General features: G+C 72.9%; 20 protein-coding genes. 13 read left to right on the forward strand and 7 right to left on the reverse strand.

Annotation, left to right across the window (positions count from 1 at the left end):
- The first annotated feature begins 35 nt into the window (after positions 1–35).
- Positions 36–1,421, forward strand: a complete 1,386-nt coding sequence (locus FLX08_RS34300; protein WP_142624415.1) for a glycosyltransferase family 4 protein — start codon at positions 36–38, stop codon at positions 1,419–1,421.
- A gap of 117 nt (positions 1,422–1,538) precedes the next feature.
- Here FLX08_RS34300 and FLX08_RS34305 read toward each other — a convergent pair whose 3' ends face one another.
- Positions 1,539–2,300 carry an SDR family NAD(P)-dependent oxidoreductase gene (locus FLX08_RS34305; RefSeq protein ID WP_142624416.1) on the reverse strand — a complete coding sequence of 254 codons (762 nt, stop codon included), beginning with the start codon at positions 2,298–2,300 and terminating at the stop codon, positions 1,539–1,541.
- 235 nt (positions 2,301–2,535) lie between these two features.
- On the opposite strand from FLX08_RS34305, the gene FLX08_RS34310 reads away from it, so the two are divergent.
- Positions 2,536–3,387: a helix-turn-helix transcriptional regulator gene (locus tag FLX08_RS34310; RefSeq protein ID WP_142624417.1), complete on the forward strand. Its 852-nt coding sequence runs from the start codon at positions 2,536–2,538 to the stop codon at positions 3,385–3,387.
- A 36-nt stretch (positions 3,388–3,423) separates the two neighbouring features.
- Here FLX08_RS34310 and FLX08_RS34315 read toward each other — a convergent pair whose 3' ends face one another.
- Positions 3,424–4,383: a helix-turn-helix transcriptional regulator gene (locus FLX08_RS34315; protein ID WP_142624418.1), complete on the reverse strand. Its 960-nt coding sequence runs from the start codon at positions 4,381–4,383 to the stop codon at positions 3,424–3,426.
- 42 nt (positions 4,384–4,425) lie between these two features.
- Here FLX08_RS34315 and FLX08_RS34320 point away from each other — a divergent pair, with 42 nt between their 5' ends.
- The 5 genes from FLX08_RS34320 to FLX08_RS34340 all read left to right on the forward strand — a co-directional run bounded on the left by FLX08_RS34320 (position 4,426) and on the right by FLX08_RS34340 (position 8,639).
- Positions 4,426–5,160 carry an alpha/beta fold hydrolase gene (locus FLX08_RS34320; RefSeq protein ID WP_142624419.1) on the forward strand — a complete coding sequence of 245 codons (735 nt, stop codon included), beginning with the start codon at positions 4,426–4,428 and terminating at the stop codon, positions 5,158–5,160.
- A gap of 110 nt (positions 5,161–5,270) precedes the next feature.
- Positions 5,271–6,167, forward strand: coding sequence for an ABC transporter ATP-binding protein (locus FLX08_RS34325; protein ID WP_142624420.1), 897 nt, complete (start codon positions 5,271–5,273; stop codon positions 6,165–6,167).
- Positions 6,167–6,892, forward strand: coding sequence for an ABC transporter permease (locus FLX08_RS34330; RefSeq protein ID WP_142624451.1), 726 nt, complete (start codon positions 6,167–6,169; stop codon positions 6,890–6,892). Before FLX08_RS34325 ends, FLX08_RS34330 begins: the two co-directional genes overlap by 1 nt.
- Positions 6,893–6,912: 20 nt before the next feature.
- Positions 6,913–8,037 carry a sensor histidine kinase gene (locus FLX08_RS34335; protein WP_142624421.1) on the forward strand — a complete coding sequence of 375 codons (1,125 nt, stop codon included), beginning with the start codon at positions 6,913–6,915 and terminating at the stop codon, positions 8,035–8,037.
- Positions 8,034–8,639 carry a response regulator transcription factor gene (locus FLX08_RS34340; protein ID WP_142624422.1) on the forward strand — a complete coding sequence of 202 codons (606 nt, stop codon included), beginning with the start codon at positions 8,034–8,036 and terminating at the stop codon, positions 8,637–8,639. Before FLX08_RS34335 ends, FLX08_RS34340 begins: the two co-directional genes overlap by 4 nt.
- A gap of 4 nt (positions 8,640–8,643) precedes the next feature.
- On the opposite strand, the gene FLX08_RS34345 is transcribed toward FLX08_RS34340, so the two are convergent.
- On the reverse strand, positions 8,644–9,087 hold the full coding sequence (locus FLX08_RS34345) for a VOC family protein (protein WP_142624423.1): 444 nt from the start codon (positions 9,085–9,087) through the stop codon (positions 8,644–8,646).
- Between the two features lie 21 nt (positions 9,088–9,108).
- On the opposite strand from FLX08_RS34345, the gene FLX08_RS34350 reads away from it, so the two are divergent.
- A complete protein-coding gene (locus FLX08_RS34350; protein ID WP_167530681.1) occupies positions 9,109–9,681 on the forward strand; it encodes a CGNR zinc finger domain-containing protein in 573 nt (190 codons plus the stop codon).
- A 44-nt stretch (positions 9,682–9,725) separates the two neighbouring features.
- On the opposite strand, the gene FLX08_RS34355 is transcribed toward FLX08_RS34350, so the two are convergent.
- The gene (locus tag FLX08_RS34355) at positions 9,726–11,003 is read right to left on the reverse strand and encodes an MFS transporter (RefSeq protein ID WP_208761844.1); all 1,278 of its coding nucleotides are present in this window, start codon (positions 11,001–11,003) and stop codon (positions 9,726–9,728) included.
- A 72-nt stretch (positions 11,004–11,075) separates the two neighbouring features.
- Here FLX08_RS34355 and FLX08_RS34360 point away from each other — a divergent pair, with 72 nt between their 5' ends.
- Positions 11,076–11,957 (forward strand): LysR family transcriptional regulator, encoded by an 882-nt coding sequence (locus tag FLX08_RS34360; RefSeq protein WP_142624424.1) that lies wholly within the window; start codon positions 11,076–11,078, stop codon positions 11,955–11,957.
- Positions 11,958–12,085: 128 nt separating this feature from the next.
- The gene (locus FLX08_RS34365) at positions 12,086–13,804 is read left to right on the forward strand and encodes a sensor histidine kinase (protein WP_142624425.1); all 1,719 of its coding nucleotides are present in this window, start codon (positions 12,086–12,088) and stop codon (positions 13,802–13,804) included.
- 32 nt (positions 13,805–13,836) lie between these two features.
- Here FLX08_RS34365 and FLX08_RS34370 read toward each other — a convergent pair whose 3' ends face one another.
- Positions 13,837–14,820: a BtrH N-terminal domain-containing protein gene (locus tag FLX08_RS34370; RefSeq protein WP_142624426.1), complete on the reverse strand. Its 984-nt coding sequence runs from the start codon at positions 14,818–14,820 to the stop codon at positions 13,837–13,839.
- Positions 14,821–14,940: 120 nt separating this feature from the next.
- A complete protein-coding gene (locus FLX08_RS34375) occupies positions 14,941–16,629 on the reverse strand; it encodes a 2-isopropylmalate synthase (protein ID WP_142624454.1) in 1,689 nt (562 codons plus the stop codon).
- Positions 16,630–16,922: 293 nt separating this feature from the next.
- Between FLX08_RS34375 and FLX08_RS34380 the strand changes: the two genes are divergently transcribed.
- Positions 16,923–17,615 carry a FadR/GntR family transcriptional regulator gene (locus tag FLX08_RS34380; protein WP_142624427.1) on the forward strand — a complete coding sequence of 231 codons (693 nt, stop codon included), beginning with the start codon at positions 16,923–16,925 and terminating at the stop codon, positions 17,613–17,615.
- Between the two features lie 56 nt (positions 17,616–17,671).
- Here the strand turns inward: FLX08_RS34380 and FLX08_RS34385 are convergent, their stop codons facing one another.
- Positions 17,672–18,487 carry a GDSL-type esterase/lipase family protein gene (locus FLX08_RS34385; RefSeq protein ID WP_142624428.1) on the reverse strand — a complete coding sequence of 272 codons (816 nt, stop codon included), beginning with the start codon at positions 18,485–18,487 and terminating at the stop codon, positions 17,672–17,674.
- A gap of 171 nt (positions 18,488–18,658) precedes the next feature.
- Here FLX08_RS34385 and FLX08_RS34390 point away from each other — a divergent pair, with 171 nt between their 5' ends.
- Both FLX08_RS34390 and FLX08_RS34395 read left to right on the forward strand, forming a co-directional pair.
- Complete coding sequence (locus tag FLX08_RS34390; protein ID WP_142624429.1) at positions 18,659–19,885, forward strand: isochorismate synthase; 1,227 nt, start codon at positions 18,659–18,661, stop codon at positions 19,883–19,885.
- A gap of 183 nt (positions 19,886–20,068) precedes the next feature.
- A complete protein-coding gene (locus FLX08_RS34395) occupies positions 20,069–20,497 on the forward strand; it encodes a DUF2267 domain-containing protein (protein ID WP_142624430.1) in 429 nt (142 codons plus the stop codon).
- Positions 20,498–20,532: the final 35 nt, after the last annotated feature.

Here is a 20,532-nt window from a genome sequence, read left to right on the forward strand (position 1 = left end):
CGAATCGGGGCGTAACAGTGTCTTCTCTTCACCGCATGGTGGCCAGGAAAGCGGCGAGGGCGGTCGTACGGGCCCTGGAGGCCCGTGACCGGCGGCGTGCCCGGTCGGCGCCGCCGCCCGACGGTCACGAGATCCGCATCCTGCTGCTGCACGCCAACGGCATGGGCGGCACGATCCGCACGGTCTTCAACCTCGCCGGACATCTGGCACACACCCACGACGTCGAGATCGTGAGCGTCGTACGCGAACGCGAGGAGCCCTTCTTCCCCGTTCCTCCCGGCGTGCGCATCCGCTACCTCGACGACCGGCTGCCCCGCCGCAAGGGCCTGCTGTCGCGGTTCCCGAGCAGACTGGTGCCGAAGGACGAGGCGGCCTACCACTGGTTCACCCTGCGCACCGACCTCAAGCTCGTCCGCTACATCCGCTCCCGCCGCCGCGGCATCCTCATCGGGACCCGGCCCGGCCTGAACCTGATCGCCGCGCGCTTCGCACCCCCGGAGATCATCACGGTCGCCCAGGAGCACGGGAACCTGGCTTCGCACCAGCCGCAGGTGCGCAAGCAGATCACCCGCGGCTACGGCAGGCACGACGCGGTCGTCACCCTCACGCAGGCCGACCTGCGCGTCTACGAGCGGACCTTCGAGAAGGCGCGCACGGACCCGCCCGCCGTGCTGGCGCAGGTGCCCAACGCGACGCCCCGCCTCGGCGGCGGCGTCTCCCCGCTCACCGAGAAGACCGTCGTCACGGTCGGCCGGCTGACCTGGGGCAAGGGCTACGACCTGCTCATCCGCGCGTGGGCGCATGTGGCCGCCCGGCACCCGGACTGGACGCTGCGGATCTACGGCGGCGGCCCCCGGCAGGAGAAGCTCCAGGCGTCGATCGACAAGCGTGGGCTGTCCGGGCGGGTGTTCCTCGAAGGCCCGGCCGAGGACGTCGGCGCCGTGCTGGCGGACGCGTCGATGTTCGTGCTGAGCTCCCGCCACGAGGGCATGCCGATGGTCATCCTCGAAGCGATGAGCAAGGGCGTCCCCGTCGTCAGCTACGACTGCCCGACCGGCCCCAGGGAGATGGTCACCCACGGCCACGACGGCCTTCTGGTGAAGGCCGAGAAGATCCACGCGATGGCCGACGCCATCTGCACCCTGATCGAGGACGAGGACCTGCGCCGCCGGATGGGCGCCAACGCGCTGAAGACGGCCGCCCGCAACGACATCGACGTCATCGGCGCCCGCTGGGAGGACCTGCTGTCGGACCTTGTGGCCCGGCGGCGGGGTCTCCCGCCCGGCGGCCCGCTCGCGTACGAGCCGGCCGGGGCGGGCGACCACGACAGCGGGGAACGGTCCGGCTCTCCCGACGCCGCCGCGCTCCACGTCGCCCGTACGCCGGAGGGGCCGGTGGCACACCTCAGCCGGCAGGCGTGAGCCACGGGCGGGCGGCCGCGTCCGGGGCACGTGGCAGGACCACCGGCGGCTGCAGGACCACGGTCACATCCGGGAGCACGGTCACATCCGGGGGGACGGTCACATCCGGGGGGACGATCACAGGAAGATGCCGCCGGAGACCTCGACGCGCTGACCGGTGATCCAGCCGCTCCCGTCGGCGAGCAGGGCACTGATCGCGCCCCCGACGTCGGCGGGCTCCCCCACCCGTCCCAGCGCTGTCTGTGATGCGAGCATGGCGCGGAACCCCTCGTCGTCGCGCATGATCCCGCCTGCGAAGTCGGTGGCGACCGGGCCGGGGGCGACGGTGTTGACCGTGATGCCGCGCGGCCCGAGCTCCTTGGCGAGGTATCGCGTCAGCACCTCCACCGCGCCCTTCACCGACCCGTACGCCGCCTGCCCTGCGCTCGCGAACCTGGTCAGCCCGGTCGAGAGGTTGACGATCCGGCCGCCGTCCGCGATGAGGGGCAGCAGCTTCTGCGTGAGGAAGAACACGCCCTTGAAGTGCACGTCGATCAGGGCGTCGAAGTCGCTTTCGGTGGTGTCGGCGAACGCCGCGGTGACCGCGATGCCGGCGTTGTTGACGAGGAAGTCGAAATCGTCCCGGTGCCACCGCTCGCGCAGAGTGCGCCGCAACGTGTCCGTGAAGTCGTCGAACCCCGCCACAACCGCGGTGTCCAGCGGCAACGCCGCCGCGGTGCGCCCGAGCCGGGTCGCGGACTCGACGACCTCCTCGGCCTGGTCCTTGCCGGACCGATAGGTGACGACGACGTCGACGCCACGCTCGGCGAGGGCGAGTGCCGTGGCCCGTCCGAGGCCCCGGTTGCCGCCGGTGATGAGGGCGATTCGCGGAGAGGTCATGATGGAAGCTCCTGGTCATCGGGGGAGACGGCCCCTGGCGGGGCCGCCACGCCCAGTTCACCGGGTCGCGCGCCGGGCTGCCACGGCCCACATGTCCACGACTCACACAGCCATGACTCACACAGCCACGGCCCGCACAGCCGTGGCCTTCTTATCCGGGGATCGGCAGGCCGTGGATACGCGGTGACCGGCGCGCAAGGATGAGCGGAGATGTGAGAAGGCGAGGAGGCAGAGGGTGGACCGCGAGGGACTGGCGGACTTCCTGCGCAAGCGCAGGGAAGCCCTGCAACCCGAGGACGTCGGGATGGTCCGCGGGCCACGCCGGCGCACCAGCGGCCTCCGCCGGGAGGAGGTGGCCGCTCTCTGCGGCATGTCCAGCGACTACTACAGCCGTCTGGAACGCCTGAAGGGACCGCAACCGTCGGAGCAGATGCTCGCCGCGATCGCCCGCGGGCTGCGCCTGACCCTCGCCGAGCGCGACCACCTCTTCCGGCTCGCCGGGCACAGCGCACCTCAACGGACGCTGCGGGGCGACCACGTGAACCCGGGGATCATGCGCGTCCTCGACCGGCTCTGCGACACACCTGCCATGGTGACGACCGCACTCGGCGAGACGCTCCGGCAGACCCCGGCCGCCGGGGCCCTGTTCGGCGACCAGACCGTCTTCGGCGGCATGGCGCGCAGCCTGTTCTACCGCTGGTTCACCGACCCCGGCGAACGGCGCCTCTACCTGGCGGACGACCACCCCCTGTACGGACGGGTGTTCACCTCCCTGCTGCGGGAGGCCGCCACGCGCGAGGGGCCCCGCTCCCGGGCCGCCGCCCTCGCCCGCGATCTCCTCGGCCGCAGCGCCGAGTTCGCCGCGCTCTGGGACAAGCACGAGGTCGGTCTCGGGCACCCGGACACCAAGCGTCTCGTGCACTCCGAGCTCGGTGTGCTGGAGCTGCAGTGCCAGACGCTGCTCGATCCCGACCAGTCGCAGGCGCTGCTCGTCTACACGGCCACGCCGGGCACCGAGAGCTACGACAAGCTGCGCCTGCTCGCCGTCATCGGCAGTCAGACGCTGGGCAACGGCGACTGGCGGTAGCCTCGGCCGCGCCTGACGAATACGCCGGCTGCCACGTCAGCCCTCCGGAGCCCGGTCGGCCCACTGCTCCAGACGACGCGCGAGCGCCCGGACCTCTTCGCGCAGCTCGGGCGGGCCGACCACGGTGAACGGCACGCCGAGGCCGGCCAGCACCTGGGCCATGCCGTCCAGCCGTTCAGCGCGGCCGGTCATCCGTACGCCGCCGTCCACGGGAGCCAGGGCGGCCACCGCCGGCGGGATCCGCCGCCGGGCCTCCTCCATCGTCATGGCCAGCACCACCTCGACCTCATACCGGTAGGGCACGGCGGCCAGCGAGTCCATGACGTGGGCGACCGCGTCGAACTCCCCCGGCGCGGGAAACTCCTCCTCCGTCGTCTCCGCCCGGCCGATCCGGTCGAGCCGGAACGTCCGCACCTCGCCCCTGCGGTGGTCGTGGCCGGTCAGATACCAGCGGCCCGAGTGGAACACCAGCCCGTACGGATCGACCGTCCGCTCGCTGTCCTGTCCCCGGAAGGACCGGTAGGCAAGTCGCACGCGGAGACGACGGCGGGCGGCGTCGGCCAGCGTCAGCAGGGTGGCGCCGCTCGGCCGGGTGGTCGCGGCGGTGCGGGCGGTCAGGCCGACCATCTCCTCGACGGCGCCGACGCGGTCGCGCAGGGCGTCGGGCAGCACCCGCTGGATCTTCGCGAGCGCGCTCCCGGCCGCCCCCTCGCCCACGGTGAGGCCCGCGCGGCGGCCCGCGAGCAGCCCGAGCACGACGGCGGCGGCCTCGTCGCCGGTCAGCATGAGCGGCGGCAGCCGATATCCCGGCCTGAGCCGGTAGCCGCCGTAGCGTCCCCGCTCGGCCTCCACCGGAATGCCGAGGTCCTCAAGCCTGCGCACGTAGCGGCGCACGCTCCGCACGTCCACCTCCAGGCGCTCGGCCAGCTCGGGGCCGGTGAGCCCCGGCCTGGCCTGGAGCAGCTCCAGGAAGGCGAGGATGCGATTGGTGGACATATCAGGACCGATTCTGCCCTGTTTCGGCCCTAGCGTCGACCCATGACGACATACGTACTCGTTCCTGGTTTCTGGCTCGGCGCGTGGGCGTGGCGGGACGTGACCGCCGCCCTTCGCGGCATGGGGCACGAGGTCCACCCGCTGACCCTCACCGGCCTCGCCGACCGCGCCCACCTCGCCTCCCCCGCCCTGGATCTGGACACCCACATCCGCGACATCACCGGCCTCGTCGAGGCCGAGGACCTGCGCGACGTGGTCCTCGCCGGCCACAGCGGCAGCGCCGCCGCGGTCACCGGGGCCGCCGCCCGCGCGGCCGGCCGCGTGAGCCGTGTCGTGTACGTCGAGAGCGGCCCGGTGCCGGACGGCATGGCCCAGATCGACCTGACCGGGCGGGAGTTCGTCGAGAAGCGCGTCGGAGACGACTGGCGCTACCCCATGCCGTCGTGGGACGAGCTGCAGGAGTCGGGCGCGAGCCTGGAGGGGCTGGGCGAGCGGGAGCGAGCGCTGATGGCCGCCCGGGCCACCGCGCAGCCGCTCGGCACGATCACGCGGCCCCTCACTCTCGGTGACGACGGCGCCGCGTTCGCCGCGCTGCCCAAGACGCTGGTGACCTGCTCGTTCCCGCTCGCCCAGGTCACGGAGCTGATCGCGGCCGGGCATCCGGCGTTCGCCCCGCTGGGCGAGCCGGAGTGGGAGCTGCGTGAGTTGCCCACCGGTCACTGGCCAATGCTTTCTCGCCCCGGCGACCTGGCTGTGCTTCTCGCCGAGCTGGCGTGAACCAACCCGGCGCCTTTACATCGTAGATTTCCTGGGCAGGACAAATGTCCTGCCCAGGGCTGTATCGATCTCTCTACCTGGGCCGACGGCGCCTGCCTACCGTCGTTTCCATGACCACGAATACCGCGGACGCCGTGTCCCTGACCTCGGCGACCAAGCGCTTCGGCCCCGTACGGGCCGTGGACGGGCTCACGCTCGCCATCCCCCGCGGCCAGACGGTGGCCCTCCTCGGCCCCAACGGCGCGGGCAAGTCGACCACCATCGCGCTGCTGCTCGGACTGCTGCCGCCCGACTCCGGGCAGGCCGCGCTGTTCGGGCTCGACCCCGAGCAGGCCGTGAGGCAGGGCCTGGCGGGCGCGATGCCGCAGGAGGGCGGCCTGGTGCCCCGGGTCACGGTCCGCGAGTTGCTGACCTTCGTGGCCGGGACCTATCCCGCTCCCCTCCCCCTCGACCGGGTGCTCGCGCTCGCCCGGATCGACGACCTGCGCGACCGCCGGGTGGACCGGTTGTCCGGCGGGCAGGCGCAGCGCGTGCGGTTCGCGATGGCGGTGTGCGGCGACCCCGACCTGATCGTCCTCGACGAGCCCACCGCCGCGCTCGACGTGGAGGCCCGGCGCGAGTTCTGGGACGGCATGCGCGGGCTGGCCAGCCAGGGCAAGACCATCCTGTTCAGCACCCACTATCTGGACGAGGCCGACGAGCACGCCGACCGCGTCGTCGTGCTCGGCCACGGCCGGGTGATCGCCGACGGCACCAGCGCGGAGATCAAGCGGGCGGCGGCGCTGACCACGGTGAGCGTGGCCGCCGACGGCGAGTCCGCCTGGCTCGCGACCCTGCCGGGCGTGCGCCACATGGAGATCAGGGGCGGCCGGGTGCACCTGCGCACCGGCGACTCCGACGCCACCGTCCTGGCCCTCGCCCGCGCGGACGCCGTCCGCGATCTGGAGGTGGCCCCGGCCGACCTGGAGGACGCCTTCGTGGCCCTCACGACGAAGGAGAACGTGTGATGTGGGGATACGTACGCCTCGAACTGACCAGGACCCTCCGCGACGGCGGCTATGTGATCTTCGGGATCGTGATGCCGGTCGTCATGTATCTCGTCTTCACCAACCTCGGCCTGGCCCCCGGCGACAAGCACGACGCCGCGATCTACACGATGGTCAGCATGGCCGCGTACGGCGCGCTGGGCGGCGCGTTCAACAACGGCAGCGGCATCGCCGAGGACCGCGCGGCGGGATGGCTGCGCCAGCTGCGGCTCACCCCGCTGACCCCGGCCGAGGTCGTGGCGGGGAAGGTCGTGACCGGTGCGGTCGCCGTCGTGCCCGGCATCGCAGCCGTGCTGCTGGCCGGCGTGCTGGTCAACCACGTCTCGCTCCCCCCGCAGCGGTGGCTGGCGATCGTCGCGCTCCTGTGGGCGGGCACCGTGCCGTTCTCCCTGCTCGGTCTCGGCAACGGTTACCGCTTGTCAGGCCAGTCCGCGGCGATGGCCAACATCGCGACCATGCTGACGCTGTCGATCCTCGGCGGCCTGTGGGTGCCGGTCGGGAAGTTCCCGTCCTGGCTGGCGGCGATCGCCGAGTGGACCCCGTCGAACAGCTACGCGGGCCTGTCGTGGCGGATCGCGTTCGGCGACGTCCCGACCCTCCGTCAGGTCGTGCTCCTGTCGGCCTGGCTGCTCGTTTTCGGCGTCTACGCGGTGTACGGCTACCGCCGTGCCGGTCGCCGCGCCTGACCGCTAGTGTGACGTTCCCGATGACGACAGAACGCGGCACCTGGCTCGACCCGCTGCGCGAAGGCGAGCGCGGCCCCGACGCCAAGGGCATGTACATGTGGGTGGCCGTGACTGCGGCGCCCGTCTGGGACATCGCGCACGGCCGGTCCCATCCCCTCTGGCTGGCCTGGCCGGCCGCGCTGGCCGCCGCCGGGCTGTACGTGGCCACCACGCACTTCGCCTTCGCGGACCGGCGGCGCGCCCTGCCGGTGCTGGGGCTGCTCGCGGTGGTGGTCCTGGCGTCCGCCGCCGGGTTCGAGGGCAACTGGCTCTACCTGATCATGATGCTGGCCGTCGCCACCGGGATCACCGTGCGCGGCAAGATCCTGCCCGTGGTGCTGCTCGCCGTGTGCGCCGCCGCCCTGGCCGTGGCCGTACGGGCCGACACCGGCCTCACCGGCGTGCTCTCCATGATCTGGGGCACGTTCACCGCGGGCCTGATCCCGGCGATCATCATCCGGCTGTGGGAGGCCATCCACGAGCTCAAGGCCACCCGCGAGGAGCTGGCCCGGGCCGCGGTGACCGAGGAGCGGCTGCGCTTCTCCCGCGACCTGCACGACCTGCTCGGACACACCCTCTCGATCATGGTCGTCAAGGCCGAGGCCGTACGCCGCCTGACCCGGGTGGACGCCGGCGCGGCGGCCGAGCAGGCGGCCGACATCGAGCAGATCGGGCGGCAGGCGCTGACCGAGGTGCGGGCCGCCGTCACCGGCTATCGGGGCAGGGGGCTGACCGCCGAGCTCGACGCCGCCCGCGCCGCGCTCGCGGACGCCGGCATCGAGGTCACCGTCCGCGCCTCCGCCGTACGGCCCGGTCCCGAGGCCGACGCGCTGCTCGGCTGGGCCGTGCGCGAGGGCGTGACCAACGTCGTACGGCACAGCCGCGCGTCGGCCTGCGAGATCGGCCTGTGCGACGACGGCGGGCTCCTGGTGCTGGAGATCCACGACGACGGCCCGCCGCAGAAGGCCCACGGGCACGGCAACGGCCTGATCGGCCTGCGTGAACGCGTGAAGGCCGCCGCCGGCACGGTGGAGACCACGGCGCCGCCGGACGGAGGCTTCCTGCTCCGGGTGGCCGTGCCGTACGCGAGGGAGGACGGCCGGTGATCAGGGTGCTGCTGGCCGAGGACCAGGGCATGATGCGCGGCGCACTGGCCCTGCTCCTCGACCTGGAGCAGGACATCGAGGTCGTCGCCCAGGTCGGCCACGGCGACGAGGTGGTGGACACCGCTCTGCGCACCCGGCCCGACGTGGCCCTGCTCGACATCGAGATGCCGGGCCGCGGCGGGCTGGAGACCGCCGCCGAGCTACGCGAGTGCCTGCCCGGATGCGCCGTGCTCATCCTCACGACGTTCGGGCGGCCCGGCTACCTGCGCCGGGCCATGGAAGCCGGGGCGCGCGGGTTCCTGGTCAAGGACGGCCCGGTGGAGGATCTCGCCGACGCCGTCCGCCGGGTGCTGCGCGGCGAGCGGGTCATCGACCCCGCGCTCGCGGCGGCGGCGTTGAGCACCGGCCCGAGCCCGCTGACCGACCGGGAGCGGGACGTGCTCGCCGCGGCGGCCGACGGCTCGACGATCTCCGACATCGCGGCCCGCCTGCACCTGTCGGAGAGCACGGTGCGCAACTACCTGTCGTCGGCCATCGGCAAGACCGGCACCAGGAACCGGATCGAGGCCGCCCGCGTGGCCCGCCACAACGGCTGGCTGTAGCGGCTCACTGCACGTCGAACTCGTTGCCCTCGGGGTCGGCCATGGTCACGTGGTGGCTGCCGGGCTCCTGGACGACGTGCAGCACGGTGGCGCCGAGCGCCTTGAGCCGGTCGACCTCGGCGTCCCTGCGCTCGGGGCCCGCGTGCAGGTCGATGTGGAGGCGGTTCTTGCCGGCCTTCGGCTCGGGGACCGCCTGGAAGAGGATCCGGCGGCCGAGACCGGTGCCGGTGTCCTGGTCGACCGGGTCGTCCGGGTGCCGTACGGCCCGCAGCGTGCGGAAGGCCGTGTGGTCGGGGGTCACCGCCTCCTCCCCCACGACGCCGCCTGCCAGGAGCCGGCCGACGATGGCGCTGTTGTCCTCCACCTCATAGCCCAGGGCCTGCGCCCAGAACGCGGCCTGTGCGTGCGGGTCGGCACAGTCGACGACGAGCTTCCATTCGAGAGTCATGTAACCCTTTATAGTGGTTACGTGAGTTTGACGCTACATCCGCGCAGCGGGGGCTCCTTCCGGTTCGATCCGGGCGCCCTCTGCCTCGAGTTCCTGGTGAGCGGCGGCGTGGGGGTCTACGCCCACTACGAGACGCTGCACGAGCCTGCCGACCTGGCCCGGTGGGCCGCCGTGTCCCGGCTCGGCCTGGCGGAGGCGGACACGACGGCCGACGAGCTCGCCCGGGCGAAAGCCCTGCGCGCGGCACTGTGGGGGCTGGCCGGCGACCACGTCCACGGACGTACGCCACGGCAGGCGGACGTGGACGCGATCAACAGTGCGGCGTCGGCGCCACCGCTGACGCCCGTGATGACGGCGGACGGGCGGCGGTCCTGGGCCGCCCCCGCGACCGGCGGCCAGGTGGTCGCGACCGTCGCGCGGGACGCGATCGAGCTGTTCACCGGCCCGATGGCGGATCGCGTGCGGGAGTGCGCGGGGGACAACTGCGCGCTTGTCTTCGTCGACACCTCACGCCCGGGGAGCAGGCGCTGGTGCTCCATGGAGCGGTGCGGCAACCGCCACAAGGTCCGCACGCACCGCTCCCGTGAAGGGTAGACCCCGCGGCGACCGGCGGCCGGCGTACGGGGCCTGGCCGGGTCTCAACCGGCGACCGGTGGGGAGTAGGGGACCAGGCGTCGCGCACCCCACCACGGACCGGCGAGGAGCGCGACGAGCACCTGGGCGGCTCCGGCGGCGACGAGAGTCGGGCCGGCGCCGGCCATGCCGATGACCGCGCCACCGGCGAGCAGGCCGATCGAGACCGCCCCGTCGTGCACGAGGCTCTCCGCCGCGAAGGCCGCTCGCCGTTCCGCCCCGTCGGTGCGGGTGCTGATGAGCCGGTTCAGCGCGCCGATGCCGAGCGGCATGGAAAAGCCCCCTATCGCGGCCACGCATCCCAGGACGACGAGGGACGACGCCGCTGCCGGCATGACGACGAACGTCACGCCGAGGACGGCCCAACCGGCCGCCATGGTGGCCAGGGCCGGCATCCGGGGCACGAGCGCCGGCGCCAGGAGGGCACCGGCGAGCGAGCCCAGGCCATATCCGGTCATGCCGGCCGAAATGAGCAGTCCGGGCCGCCCGGTCTCGGCCCCGAGGATCGCGAGGCCGAGCGTGAAGGCGAACCACACGAGTCCGCCGACTCCCGACATGGTCACCGCGCGCCGGATGTCCCCGTGCCGCGCCAGCACCTGACGCAGGGCCGGGGCACCGGCCCGGGTGCCGGCCGGGCCGCCGGGCGAGGCCGGGCCGTCGGGCGAGGCCGGGCCGTCGGATGCGGCGGAACCGACGGGCGGGGCAGGCGTCGCGGTGCCGCGGACGGTGCACAGGAGGGCCGCTCCCACGCCGGCACCGGCGGCCTCGGCCCAGAGCAGGGGCGACGGCCCGCCGACGGCCACGGCCCACCCCGCCGCGGGTGGCGCCAGGATCATCGTGATGCGGTGCATGAAATCCTGCCAGGCCAGCATCTTCGTCGTGACGGCGGAACCGAGGGGGTCGCAGATGTCCGAGAGCAGGGCACGTTGCCCCGGCCCGCTCAGCGCGGTGGCACACCCGGTGATGACACCGGCTGCGGCGAGGTGGACCGCGCCGACCGTGCCGACGGCCGCGCCCACCGGAACGACGAGCAGCCCGGCCACCTGCACCGCGAGCACGCAGGCGAGGGATCTGCCGGTGGTCAGCCGCTGACGCAGTCCTCTGGCCCACCAGGGGGAGGTGAGCATGGGCAGCCCGACCGCTCCGCCGACCAGCCCGGTGGACCAGGTGGATCCGGTTTCGGCGAGCGCGACGAGCGGGAGCGCCACGGCGGTCGTGCGCTGCCCCATCCAGGTCACGAACGTGGTTGTCAGCATGGCGACGATGTCGCGTGGGGTGTTCACGCCGTCATCCTCCGGGCGGGCAGAATCCGCCGGTAGGCGGCGAATCGCCATCGCCACTCATAACATCGGGCTATGAGCTCATTCCCCTCGGTCGAGGACCTCCGGCTGGTCGAGGCCATCGCCCGGCACGGCTCGGTCGGGGCCGCCGGAAGGGAACTGCTCATCAGCCAGCCGGCCGCGAGCAAGCGCCTCGCGGCACTGGAACGGCGGGTCGGCGAGCGGCTCTTCGACCGCGACACGACGGGGGCGCGGCCGACGTCGGCCGGTCGTGCGCTGTGCGCCGAGGCGGCCCACGTGCTCGATCACCTGGGCCGGATCTTCGACCGGGCGCGGGCGGCGGCGCAGGCGAGGACGTTCAGCGTCGGCACCTTCGGCAGCCTCGCCCCGTTGCTCTTCCCCGCGCTCGCCGAGCTGATGGACGGCTCGGTGGTCGACCAGGTGACCGACCACGGCGACCGGCTCGTGGAGTGGGTGGGCGAAGGCTCGCTGGACGCCGCGTTCGTCGCCGTCGCCGACCAGATGCGCCTGCCCGCCACCGTCAGCGCCACACCCGTCGCCACCGACCGATTGGCCGTCCTGACGCCGGCGGGCGCGTCGGCGGGAGACGGCCGACGGCCGTTCGCCGATCTCGACGTCGTCGCCTACACCTACGACATGTCCGCGGACACGCTGCACCGGCGGCTGTCCGGCCTCGGCGCCAGGCCGCGGGCGGCGGCCACCGCGGAGACCGCCGTACGGCTCGCGCGGCTGCTGAGATGCCCGGCCGTCCTGCCCCGCGGGCTCGGGCTCGCGTACGCCCAGGAGGGAGATCGCATATCGGCCGCGCCGCTGCCCGGCCGCCTCACGCTCTTCATGGTGACCCGCCGCCCGGCTCCCCGCGAGCTGACGGCTGTGGCCGGGCCGCTTCCCGGGCGCCTCGGCCTGCGGCGCCCGGAGGCGAGACGACCCGAGTGACCGGCACGCGCACCGGCTCGGCGCGATCACCGGAAGCCTCTGACGGCCTCCGCTCCGAGCCTCCTTCGACGGCGCGGACGACCACCTGGGGTGGGCACCCGGATGCCCGCGGTGCGAAACTGCGCACTATGACGGAGAACGAGCCTCGGTCGCTGATTCCCAGCATGCGGCTGGACGACCTGCTGGCGGAGTTGCAGTCGCGTCTGGAGGCCGTGCTGGCCACCCGTGATCGGGTGCACGCATTGCTGGAGGCGGTCGTCTCGATCGGCAGCGACCTCGATCTCGAGGTCGTGCTGCGGCGCATCGTGGAGACCGCCACGACGCTGGTCGACGCGACGTACGGCGCGATGGGCGTGATCGGGGAGGAGAACACGCTCATCCAGTTCGTTCCGGTGGGTCTGAGCGAGGAGGAGATCGCCAGGATCGAACACTGGCCGCACGGGCTCGGTCTGCTCGGCCTGCTGATCAAGGAACCGCAGACGCTGCGGCTGGCGGACATCTCCGAGCATCCCGAGTCGTACGGCTTCCCGCCCGGTCACCCGCCCATGGGCAGCTTCCTGGGGGTGCCGGTCCGGGTGCGCGACGAGGTGTTCGGCAACCTTTACCTCACCGAGAAGCGCGGCGGCGGGAACTTCGACGAGGACGACGAGGCGATCGTGGTCGCCCTGGCCACCGCCGCGGGCGTCGCCGTCGAGAACGCCCGCCTGTATGAGGAGAGCCGCCGCCGGGAGACCTGGTTGCGGGCGTCCTCCGACATCACCACACGGTTGTTGTCGGGGGCCGAGCCACGGGAGGTCCTCACGCTGATCGCCCGGCGCGCCCGCGAGATGGCCGACGCCGACGCCGTGGCGATCCTGCTGCCCGACCGCACCGGCGAGGTGCTGCGCGTCGCCTTGCAGGAGGTCGGGCCGCCCGAGGGCGACGGGCCGGCGGTCCGGCTCGTCGATGACGAGGTCGCGGTCGAGGGCTCGCTGTCGGGCCGGGCGTTCCTGAGCGGTGAGCCGCTGGCGCTGGACGATCTCGACCACGGTCAGGTGCACCTGATCTGGGCCGGTGATCTGGAGCCCGGGCCGGTGGCGGCCGTGCCGCTGGGCGCACCCGGGGCCGTACGCGGGGTGCTGTCCCTGGTCAAACGCTCGGGACGGATGCCGTTCAGCCAGTCGGAGCTGCGCACCCTGCACGCCTTCTCCGGGCAGGCGGCCGTCGCGCTGGAGCTGGCCGAGACCCGGAGGGACGCCGAGCGGCTCGGCCTGCTGGAAGACCGCGACCGCATCGCCAAGGACCTGCACGACGTGGTCATCCAACGGCTGTTCGCGGTGGCCATGACCCTGATGAGCGCGGTGCGCCTGGTCGAGCGGCCGGAGGCCTCCTCCCGGTTGCAGAGCGCGATCGACGAGCTGGACACCACCATCCGGCAGATCCGCTCGACGATCTTCGCCCTGCAGACCCCGCACGAGGACGCCTCGCCCAGCCTGCGCGCCCAGGTCGTCGACCTGGTCGAGGGCGCCCGGGGGCACCTGGGCTTCATGCCCGGCCTGAGCCTGGAGGGCCGGCTCGACAACGACGTGCCCGCCGAGGTCGCCGAGCACCTGCTCGCCGTCCTGCGCGAGGCCCTGTCGAACCTCGTCCGCCACGCCAGGGCCACCCGCGCCGACGTCGCCGTCCACGCCTCCGACGGGCGGCTGACCCTCGTGGTGGAGGACAACGGCGTCGGCATCCCGGCCGAGGGCCGCCGCAGCGGCCTGCGCAACCTCGCCGACCGGGCCGAACGGCTCGGCGGCACCCTCGCTCTCGCCTCTCCGGACGGCGGCGGCGCCCGCCTGGAGTGGAGCGTCCCGCTGGGCTGATCGCCTCATGTCCTGCGGAACACCGAGCGCCTCTACAGCCTGCTCAGCACCTGCATGGCGTCCTGCTCCAGCCGCGACAGATCGTGGAGGACGGCCCCGGCCTGGCGGAGGCATCCCGCGTCGCCGCTCTCCCCCGCCTTCGCGATCAGGGCGGACACCTGCGTCCAGAGGACGGCGGCCTCGGCGTACATCCGGTGACCGGCACGGAGGTCGCGGTCGTCGATCAGGTGGGTGCACTCGCCGAGGAAGTCGCGATAGAGGGCGCGGAACAGGGCGCCGCCGGTGCCGCCCCTCTCCATGAGGAGGGCGGCCTGCGGCAGATCCTGCCGGGGGTCGGCGGCACGCTGCAGCCAGCCGGGCACCTTCTTACCGGCCTTCTCGATGCCGCGGTGGCCCAGGTTGGCGATGGGAGCGGCGAGGAAGGCGTCGGCGCACGCTCTGATGGCGGGGACGATCCGGTCCTGCCAGGAGAGGGGGTGAGCCGGCGCCGTGAGGGTGAAGGATCGGTTCCTCGCGGTCATCGGGCCGCGCTCGGCGCGTGCCCTGGCGAGGGCGGCACGGCTGGTGCGCACCGCACCTCCCTGCTGCTCGGTGTCCACGAGATGGACGTCGTGGTCGTCGTAGCCGTACATCGCGACGACATGACCGCCGAAGTGCACCTTGGACCGGAAATAGTCCAGGTGATAGCAGTCGAGCTGGAGCCCGACCGGCCGGCCGGCGTCGATCTGGGCGGCCACGTTCTGCCACGCCTTGCGCGGTGAGGTGGTCTCCTCGGTCGCCAGCGTCAGCCCCAGCCGGGCGGCCAGGTTCCTGGTGAGGTCGAACGGCCTGACGCGGCCTCCGAGGAAGGGGAACGGCATGCCCTTGGCGTCCCAGTAGACGAACGACAGGCCCGAGCCCAGCCCGAACAGCATGGGCTCGGACAGGTCGAGCCCCTCGTGCCGCAGGAGCACTCCCAGCGCCGTCGTCTCGCAGTGGTGCGTCCCACGGGCCTCGACGCCCTCCACGACGGCCATGCTCACTCTCCTCGTCCTGACGGCGGCGCACGCTCGCCTCGCCCCGATCCCTGACCGACAGCCTCGGGCCTCCCACAGTGGGAGAGTCCACTCGGGAGGCCCTCCGGCCACGCGGCCCGGCTACCCCTGCGACTCCCGCTGCCCGGCGAGGGCGCGGTTGACGGCGGCGAGCACCGCGCGGACGGACGCCGTGACCGCGTCGGCGTCCTCGCCCGCCCCCCAGACGGGGGTGCCGCCGACGCGGCACCGAGCGTAGGCGACGGCGCCGCCCTCCACCGGATGCCCGCCCTGCCAGAGCACCCGCACCGCGGTTGCGGACGCCTCCAGGGTCCCGGCCGCCTCCAGCGCGGCGGCGAGGGCCGCCATCGGCTCGGCGCCGGTCCCCCCGCTCTCGCGCCCGTCGTGCCGCACCAGGCAGTGGAAGCCGTCGCCCCCCGCGGTCAGCGACGACAGGGTGACCGGCCCGTCCGCCGCCATGTACGCCTCACGGAACAACCGGAGCAGGTCCTTCGGCGTGGCCTCCCGCCCGCTGCGGTCCGTCGCGTCCTGGACGACCCGGGAGAACTCGGCGCGCAGCGCCTTCGGCAGGTCGAGCCCGTGGTGGACCTGGAGGAGATGGGCGATGCCGCCCTTGCCCGACTGGCTGTTGACCCGGATGACCGCCTCGTACGTGCGGCCGACGTCGGCCGGGTCGATCGGCAGGTAGGGCACCGACCAGGGCGCCTCCCCCACCGGCACGCCCCGCTCGGCCGCCGTGCGTTCGTGGTGGGCGAGGCCCTTGCTGACCGCGTCCTGGTGGGTGCCGGAGAAGGCCGTGTAAACCAGGTCTCCCCCGTACGCATGCCGCACGTGGACCGGCAGGCGGTTGCACTCCTCGACGGTCCGCCGGATGACGTCGATGTCGGAGAAGTCCACCATCGGGTCGACGCCCTGCGCGTACAGGTTGAGCGCGAGGGTGACGAGGTCGACGTTCCCGGTGCGCTCGCCGTTGCCGAACAGGCAGCCCTCGACGCGCTGGGCCCCGGCCAGCATGGCGAGCTCCGCACAGGCCACCCCGGTGCCCCGGTCGTTGTGCGGGTGGACCGAGAGGATGACGGCGTCACGCCGTTCGAGGTGCCGGTGCATGTACTCGATCTGGTCGGCGTACAGGTTCGGCGTGGCGATCTCGACGGTGGCGGGCAGGTTGTGGATCACCGGCCGGTCGGGCGAGGCGTCCCACAACCGGGTGAGGCCGTTGCAGACCTCCAGCACGAAGTCGGGCTCGGTGCAGTTGAAGACCTCCGGGGAGAATTCGAACCGCACCGCCGTCCCCGGCATGGCGTCGGCGAGCCGCGCGACGTGCCCGGCGGCCTCCCGGATCAGCGCGTGCAGCCCGGCCCGGTCCTGTCCCAGCACGACGTCGCGCCAGACCGGCGCGGTCGCCGTGTAGAGGTGCACCACAGCCCGGGGCATGCCCTGGATGGAGGCGAAGGTCTGCTCGATGAGGTCGCGGCGGGCCGCCGTGAACACCACGGGCGTCACGTCGTCCGGCACCGCGCCGCTCTCGGCCAGGTGGCGGACGAAGTCGAAGTCGGTCCGGCTCGACGACGGATAGCCGACCTCGATCTCCTTGAACCCCATCGCGACGAGGAGGTCGAACATGCGGCGCTTGCGCGGGGTGTCCATCGGCTCGGCCAGCGCCTGGTTGCCGTCACGCAGGTCGACGGGCACCCACAGCGGGGCCCGCTCGAGCCTGCGCCCCGGCCAGGTGCGGCGGATCTCGGGGATCTCGACCCGCTCGTGGGCGGGCCGGTAGCGGTGGTGGGGCATGGCACTGCCCCTCTGAGGGTTCCAGGCGGGAGCGTCGGCGGGCACCGGGCCGGCCGGGGTGCGAATCGTGGGGAAAGCCGTGGAGACGGCGGAGACGACGGTCACGACGGTGATCCTTCGGTCGGAGGGCGACCGGCGGCACGGCACCCCGCGGCGGGGTGCCGGTCATCGGATCAAACCCCGCCGCGGCGGCCGAGAAGCAGGCCGGGAAGACGGCCGGAGGACCGATGCGACGACATGGCGGTAGACTAACCACACGACAACTCCTCAGACAACCTGAGAGGTGAAAGGTGATGGCGCTCGGCGCGCTCCACCGCAGCCCCCTCGTCGACCAGGCCGTCGAGAGCCTGCGCGAGCAGATCACGCAGGGCCTCTGGCCGGTCGGCACCCGGCTGCCCGGCGAGACGACCCTGGCCAAGACCCTGGGCGTGGGCCGTTCCACGGTCCGCGAGGCCCTGCGCGCGCTGGCCGGCGCTGGGCTGGTCCAGGCGCGGCAGGGCGCCGGAGTCTTCGTCATCGCCACCAGCCCCGCCGAGGACTGGACGGCTCGCCTGCGCCGTGCCGCCGTGGCCGACGTCTACGAGGTGCGCATGCTGGTCGAGGTGCAGGCCGCCCGGCTGGCGGCGCGGCGCCGTACGCCGGACGACGTGACGGCGATGCACGCGGCGCTGGAGGCCCGGCGGGGCGCCGCCCGGGACACCGACGCCGCCTTCGTCGACGCCGACATCGCCCTGCACGCGGCCGTCGTCGCCGCCGCGCACAACCCCGTGCTGACCGACCTGTTCGCCGAGTTCGTCCCCCGGCTACGCGAGGGGCTGGTCGCCCTGGTGGACCTGCTCGACCTGCGGGCCGGCGACCCGAACCCCGGAGACGCCACTCATGCGGCGTTCGTCGGTGCCGTCGAGCGCGGCGACCCCGATGCCGCGGGCCGGGTGCTGCAGGAGGAGCTGGAGCAGACCCTCGACCGCCTCCGCCGCGCGGGCTGAGGATCCGGCACGGTGCCCGATCAGGGCTCGACGCCGGATCAGGGCTCGACGTCGGATCAGGGCTCGACGTCGGCGAAGAACTTGGCGTCAAAAGTTATCTTGGCGAGCGCCTTCTGCCCGTCGGCGTTGGGGTGGAAGTAGTCCCACGCGCTCACCTGCTTCAGCGTGAAGGGATAGGCGAAGACCGCGCCCCCGTCGTAGCGGCAGGCCGGGCCGTAGCTCTCGCACGCCTGCCTGAGCTGCTCGTTGTAGCCCATCACCCGCTCGCGCACCCGGTCGCGCCTGGCCTCGTCCTTCTTGGCCGTGGACTTCGGGTTGGCCAGCAGTGACTGGCAGATGCGGCCGATCCCCCAGAAAAGGCGCGCCCACGTGTTGTCCTTGCCGACCCGCCACAGGCGTTTGACGTCCGGGATGCTCGCGACGTAGACCCGCGCGCCCGTTGGCCGCAGCACGTCGAAGGCGGCGTCGATGTTGCGCCGGAAGGCGGCCACGGGGGTCATCTCCTTCTCGGAGCCCACGCAGGCGTCCTGCGCGCCGATCAGCACGGTGACATAGCCGGCTCCGGCGTCGACGGCCTTCCGCGCCTGCTCGGCCAGGTCGGCGCTGGTCGCCCCCGGGGAGGCGAAGTTGCGGTTGTGTCCCTTGATCCCGCCGCTCATGGCGAGCAGGCGCAGATAGTGGCTGTTCACCGATGGCGAGTCGCCCGCGGACCACGAGCGGGACGTGCACGCGACATACCAGCCGCAGGCGTTGAACCCCGCGCTGATCGAGTCGCCCAGCGCCGCCATCACGGCGGGCGTCGTACGGGCGTGAGCGGCGGTCGGCACGAGCAGGACGGCCGTGGCCAGGACCGGCGTGATCTTCTTGATCATGGGCACCTCCGGGAGATCAAAGGTAGGGATCGCGTGGAGGTGCGCTCTATCGCCACCAGGGAAGTCGAGCCTTCCATGACCAAGTTCCTATCGCGGCTTGACACAGGGAACCCGGGACCGCAAGGGGGGGCTCTTGTCGAACATGTTCAGATCGTGCGTAGAGTGAGTCGGGTGAGTGTCGCTCTTATCCGGCCCCTCGTGGTTCGCACGGTCGCGGTGAGCGACCCTGACGATCTGCTGGCGCGTCTGCCAGACGCCGCGCCGTACGCCTGGATCAGACACGGCGAGGGGCTCGTGGGCTGGGGAGAGGCGGCGCGGGCCGCGGTGCCGCCCGGCCCCGGCCGGTTCGACTGGGCCCGCGGCTGGCTCTCCTCGCTGTTCGCCGGCGCGCTCATCGAGGACGAGGTCGGCGTGCCGGGCTCGGGACCGGTCGCCTTCGGCTCCTTCACCTTCGACGGCGACGCCCAGGGAACCGTGCTGGTCGTCCCCCGTGTGGTGCTCGCCCGCCGCGACGGCCAGGCCTGGCTCACCACGATCGGCGGCAGCGCCTTCGATCTGGCCACCCCGCCGCAGGAGCCCGGCCGCATCCGCTACGCCGACGGGTCGCTGACGGCGCCCGAGTGGGAGCACCGGATCGCGCGAGCCGTACGGCGGATCAAGGCGGACGGCATGCTCGACAAGGTCGTGCTCGCCCGCGACCTGACGGCCGTCGCCGAACGGGACATCGACCCCCGCGTGCTGCTGAGCCGGCTGGCCGAGCGCTACCCCGAGTGCTACACCTTCTCGGTGGACGGGCTGGTCGGCGCGACGCCGGAGCTGCTGGTGCGGCACACCGGCCAGGAGGTGGAGTCGCTGGTGCTCGCGGGCACCACGGCGCGGGGCGGCGGCCCGGCCGAGGACGCCGCCCGCGGCGCCGCGCTGTACGCCTCGCAGAAGGACCGTCACGAGCACGCCTGCGCGGTCGCCTCGGTCCGGGAGGCGCTCGCCCCCCTGTGCTCGGCCCTCGACGTCCCCGACGAGCCCGAGCTCCTGGTGCTGCCCAACGTGCAGCACCTGGCCAGCCGGGTCACCGGGCGGCTGTCCGACGGCGCGTCGGTGCTCGACGTGGTGGCGGCCATGCACCCCACGGCCGCCGTCGGCGGGACGCCCACCGGCGCCGCGCTCGGCGTCATCCGCGAGCTGGAGGGCATGGACCGCGCGGGCTACGCCGGGCCGGTCGGCTGGATCGACTCCCGCGGCGACGGCGAGTGGGGCATCGCGCTGCGCTGCGCGTACGTCTCGGGCAGACGTGCCCGGCTGTTCGCCGGCTGCGGCATCATGGCCGGATCGGACCCCGCCGCCGAGCTCGCCGAGGCGCAGGCCAAGCTCCGCGTGATGCGGTACGCCCTGGAGGGGTGAGCACCTTCGCGCACGCCCGATCACCGTTCACCACGGCGTCGCGCTCAGCGCGTCGCCGGCTCGCCCTTGGTGACCGCCATCTCCTGCCGTTCGTCCCATGCCGGTGGTCCATATGCCCGTTTGTCCGGTTTGAGGTGCGGGTAGAGCCCTGACTCTGACGCACCTTTCGAGGAGGCGGGCTCGATGGTGGAAACGGGTTACTCGTCTTTCAACGCCACGGTCGACAAGACCAACCGCCTGCTGAAGGAGATCGAGCAGGCCTACGGGTGGCCGCATGAGAGGCGGAACCAGTCCTATGCCGCCTTGAGCGCGGTCCTGCACGCGTTGCGCGACCGACTACCCGTCGAGGAGGCCGCCCAGCTCGGCGCTCAACTGCCGATGCTGGTCCGCGGCATCTACTACACGGGATGGGATCCCAGCAAGGTTCCCGTGAAGATGCACAAGGAGGAGTTCCACGCGCGGGTGCGCCGGGATTTCCCCTACGAGGTCGAGGGCGGGATCGAACAGCTGATCAAGACGGTCCTCAAGGCCCTGCGGCTCTACGTCACCGAGGGCGAGTGGGACGACATCAAATCGAGCATGCCCCGCGAGCTGGCCGACGAGCTTCCGTGACACAGCGCGCCCCAGTGCTCCGGCCGTAGATCGCG

The sequence above is a fragment of the Microbispora hainanensis genome, from assembly GCF_006874475.1.
GTDB classification, from domain to species: domain Bacteria; phylum Actinomycetota; class Actinomycetes; order Streptosporangiales; family Streptosporangiaceae; genus Microbispora; species Microbispora hainanensis.

Coding starts and splice junctions, on each gene's coding strand:
- FLX08_RS34385 (WP_142624428.1), bottom strand. CDS start 18,487: ATGATCAAGAAGATCACGCCGGTCCTGGCCACGGCCGTCCTGCTCGTG.
- FLX08_RS34325 (WP_142624420.1), top strand. CDS start 5,271: ATGACCACGAATACCGCGGACGCCGTGTCCCTGACCTCGGCGACCAAG.
- FLX08_RS34305 (WP_142624416.1), bottom strand. CDS start 2,300: ATGACCTCTCCGCGAATCGCCCTCATCACCGGCGGCAACCGGGGCCTC.
- FLX08_RS34365 (WP_142624425.1), top strand. CDS start 12,086: ATGACGGAGAACGAGCCTCGGTCGCTGATTCCCAGCATGCGGCTGGAC.
- FLX08_RS34335 (WP_142624421.1), top strand. CDS start 6,913: ATGACGACAGAACGCGGCACCTGGCTCGACCCGCTGCGCGAAGGCGAG.
- FLX08_RS34370 (WP_142624426.1), bottom strand. CDS start 14,820: ATGGCCGTCGTGGAGGGCGTCGAGGCCCGTGGGACGCACCACTGCGAG.
- FLX08_RS34380 (WP_142624427.1), top strand. CDS start 16,923: ATGGCGCTCGGCGCGCTCCACCGCAGCCCCCTCGTCGACCAGGCCGTC.
- FLX08_RS34300 (WP_142624415.1), top strand. CDS start 36: ATGGTGGCCAGGAAAGCGGCGAGGGCGGTCGTACGGGCCCTGGAGGCC.
- FLX08_RS34360 (WP_142624424.1), top strand. CDS start 11,076: ATGAGCTCATTCCCCTCGGTCGAGGACCTCCGGCTGGTCGAGGCCATC.
- FLX08_RS34395 (WP_142624430.1), top strand. CDS start 20,069: ATGGTGGAAACGGGTTACTCGTCTTTCAACGCCACGGTCGACAAGACC.
- FLX08_RS34320 (WP_142624419.1), top strand. CDS start 4,426: ATGACGACATACGTACTCGTTCCTGGTTTCTGGCTCGGCGCGTGGGCG.
- FLX08_RS34345 (WP_142624423.1), bottom strand. CDS start 9,087: ATGACTCTCGAATGGAAGCTCGTCGTCGACTGTGCCGACCCGCACGCA.
- FLX08_RS34330 (WP_142624451.1), top strand. CDS start 6,167: ATGTGGGGATACGTACGCCTCGAACTGACCAGGACCCTCCGCGACGGC.
- FLX08_RS34375 (WP_142624454.1), bottom strand. CDS start 16,629: ATGCCCCACCACCGCTACCGGCCCGCCCACGAGCGGGTCGAGATCCCC.
- FLX08_RS34315 (WP_142624418.1), bottom strand. CDS start 4,383: ATGTCCACCAATCGCATCCTCGCCTTCCTGGAGCTGCTCCAGGCCAGG.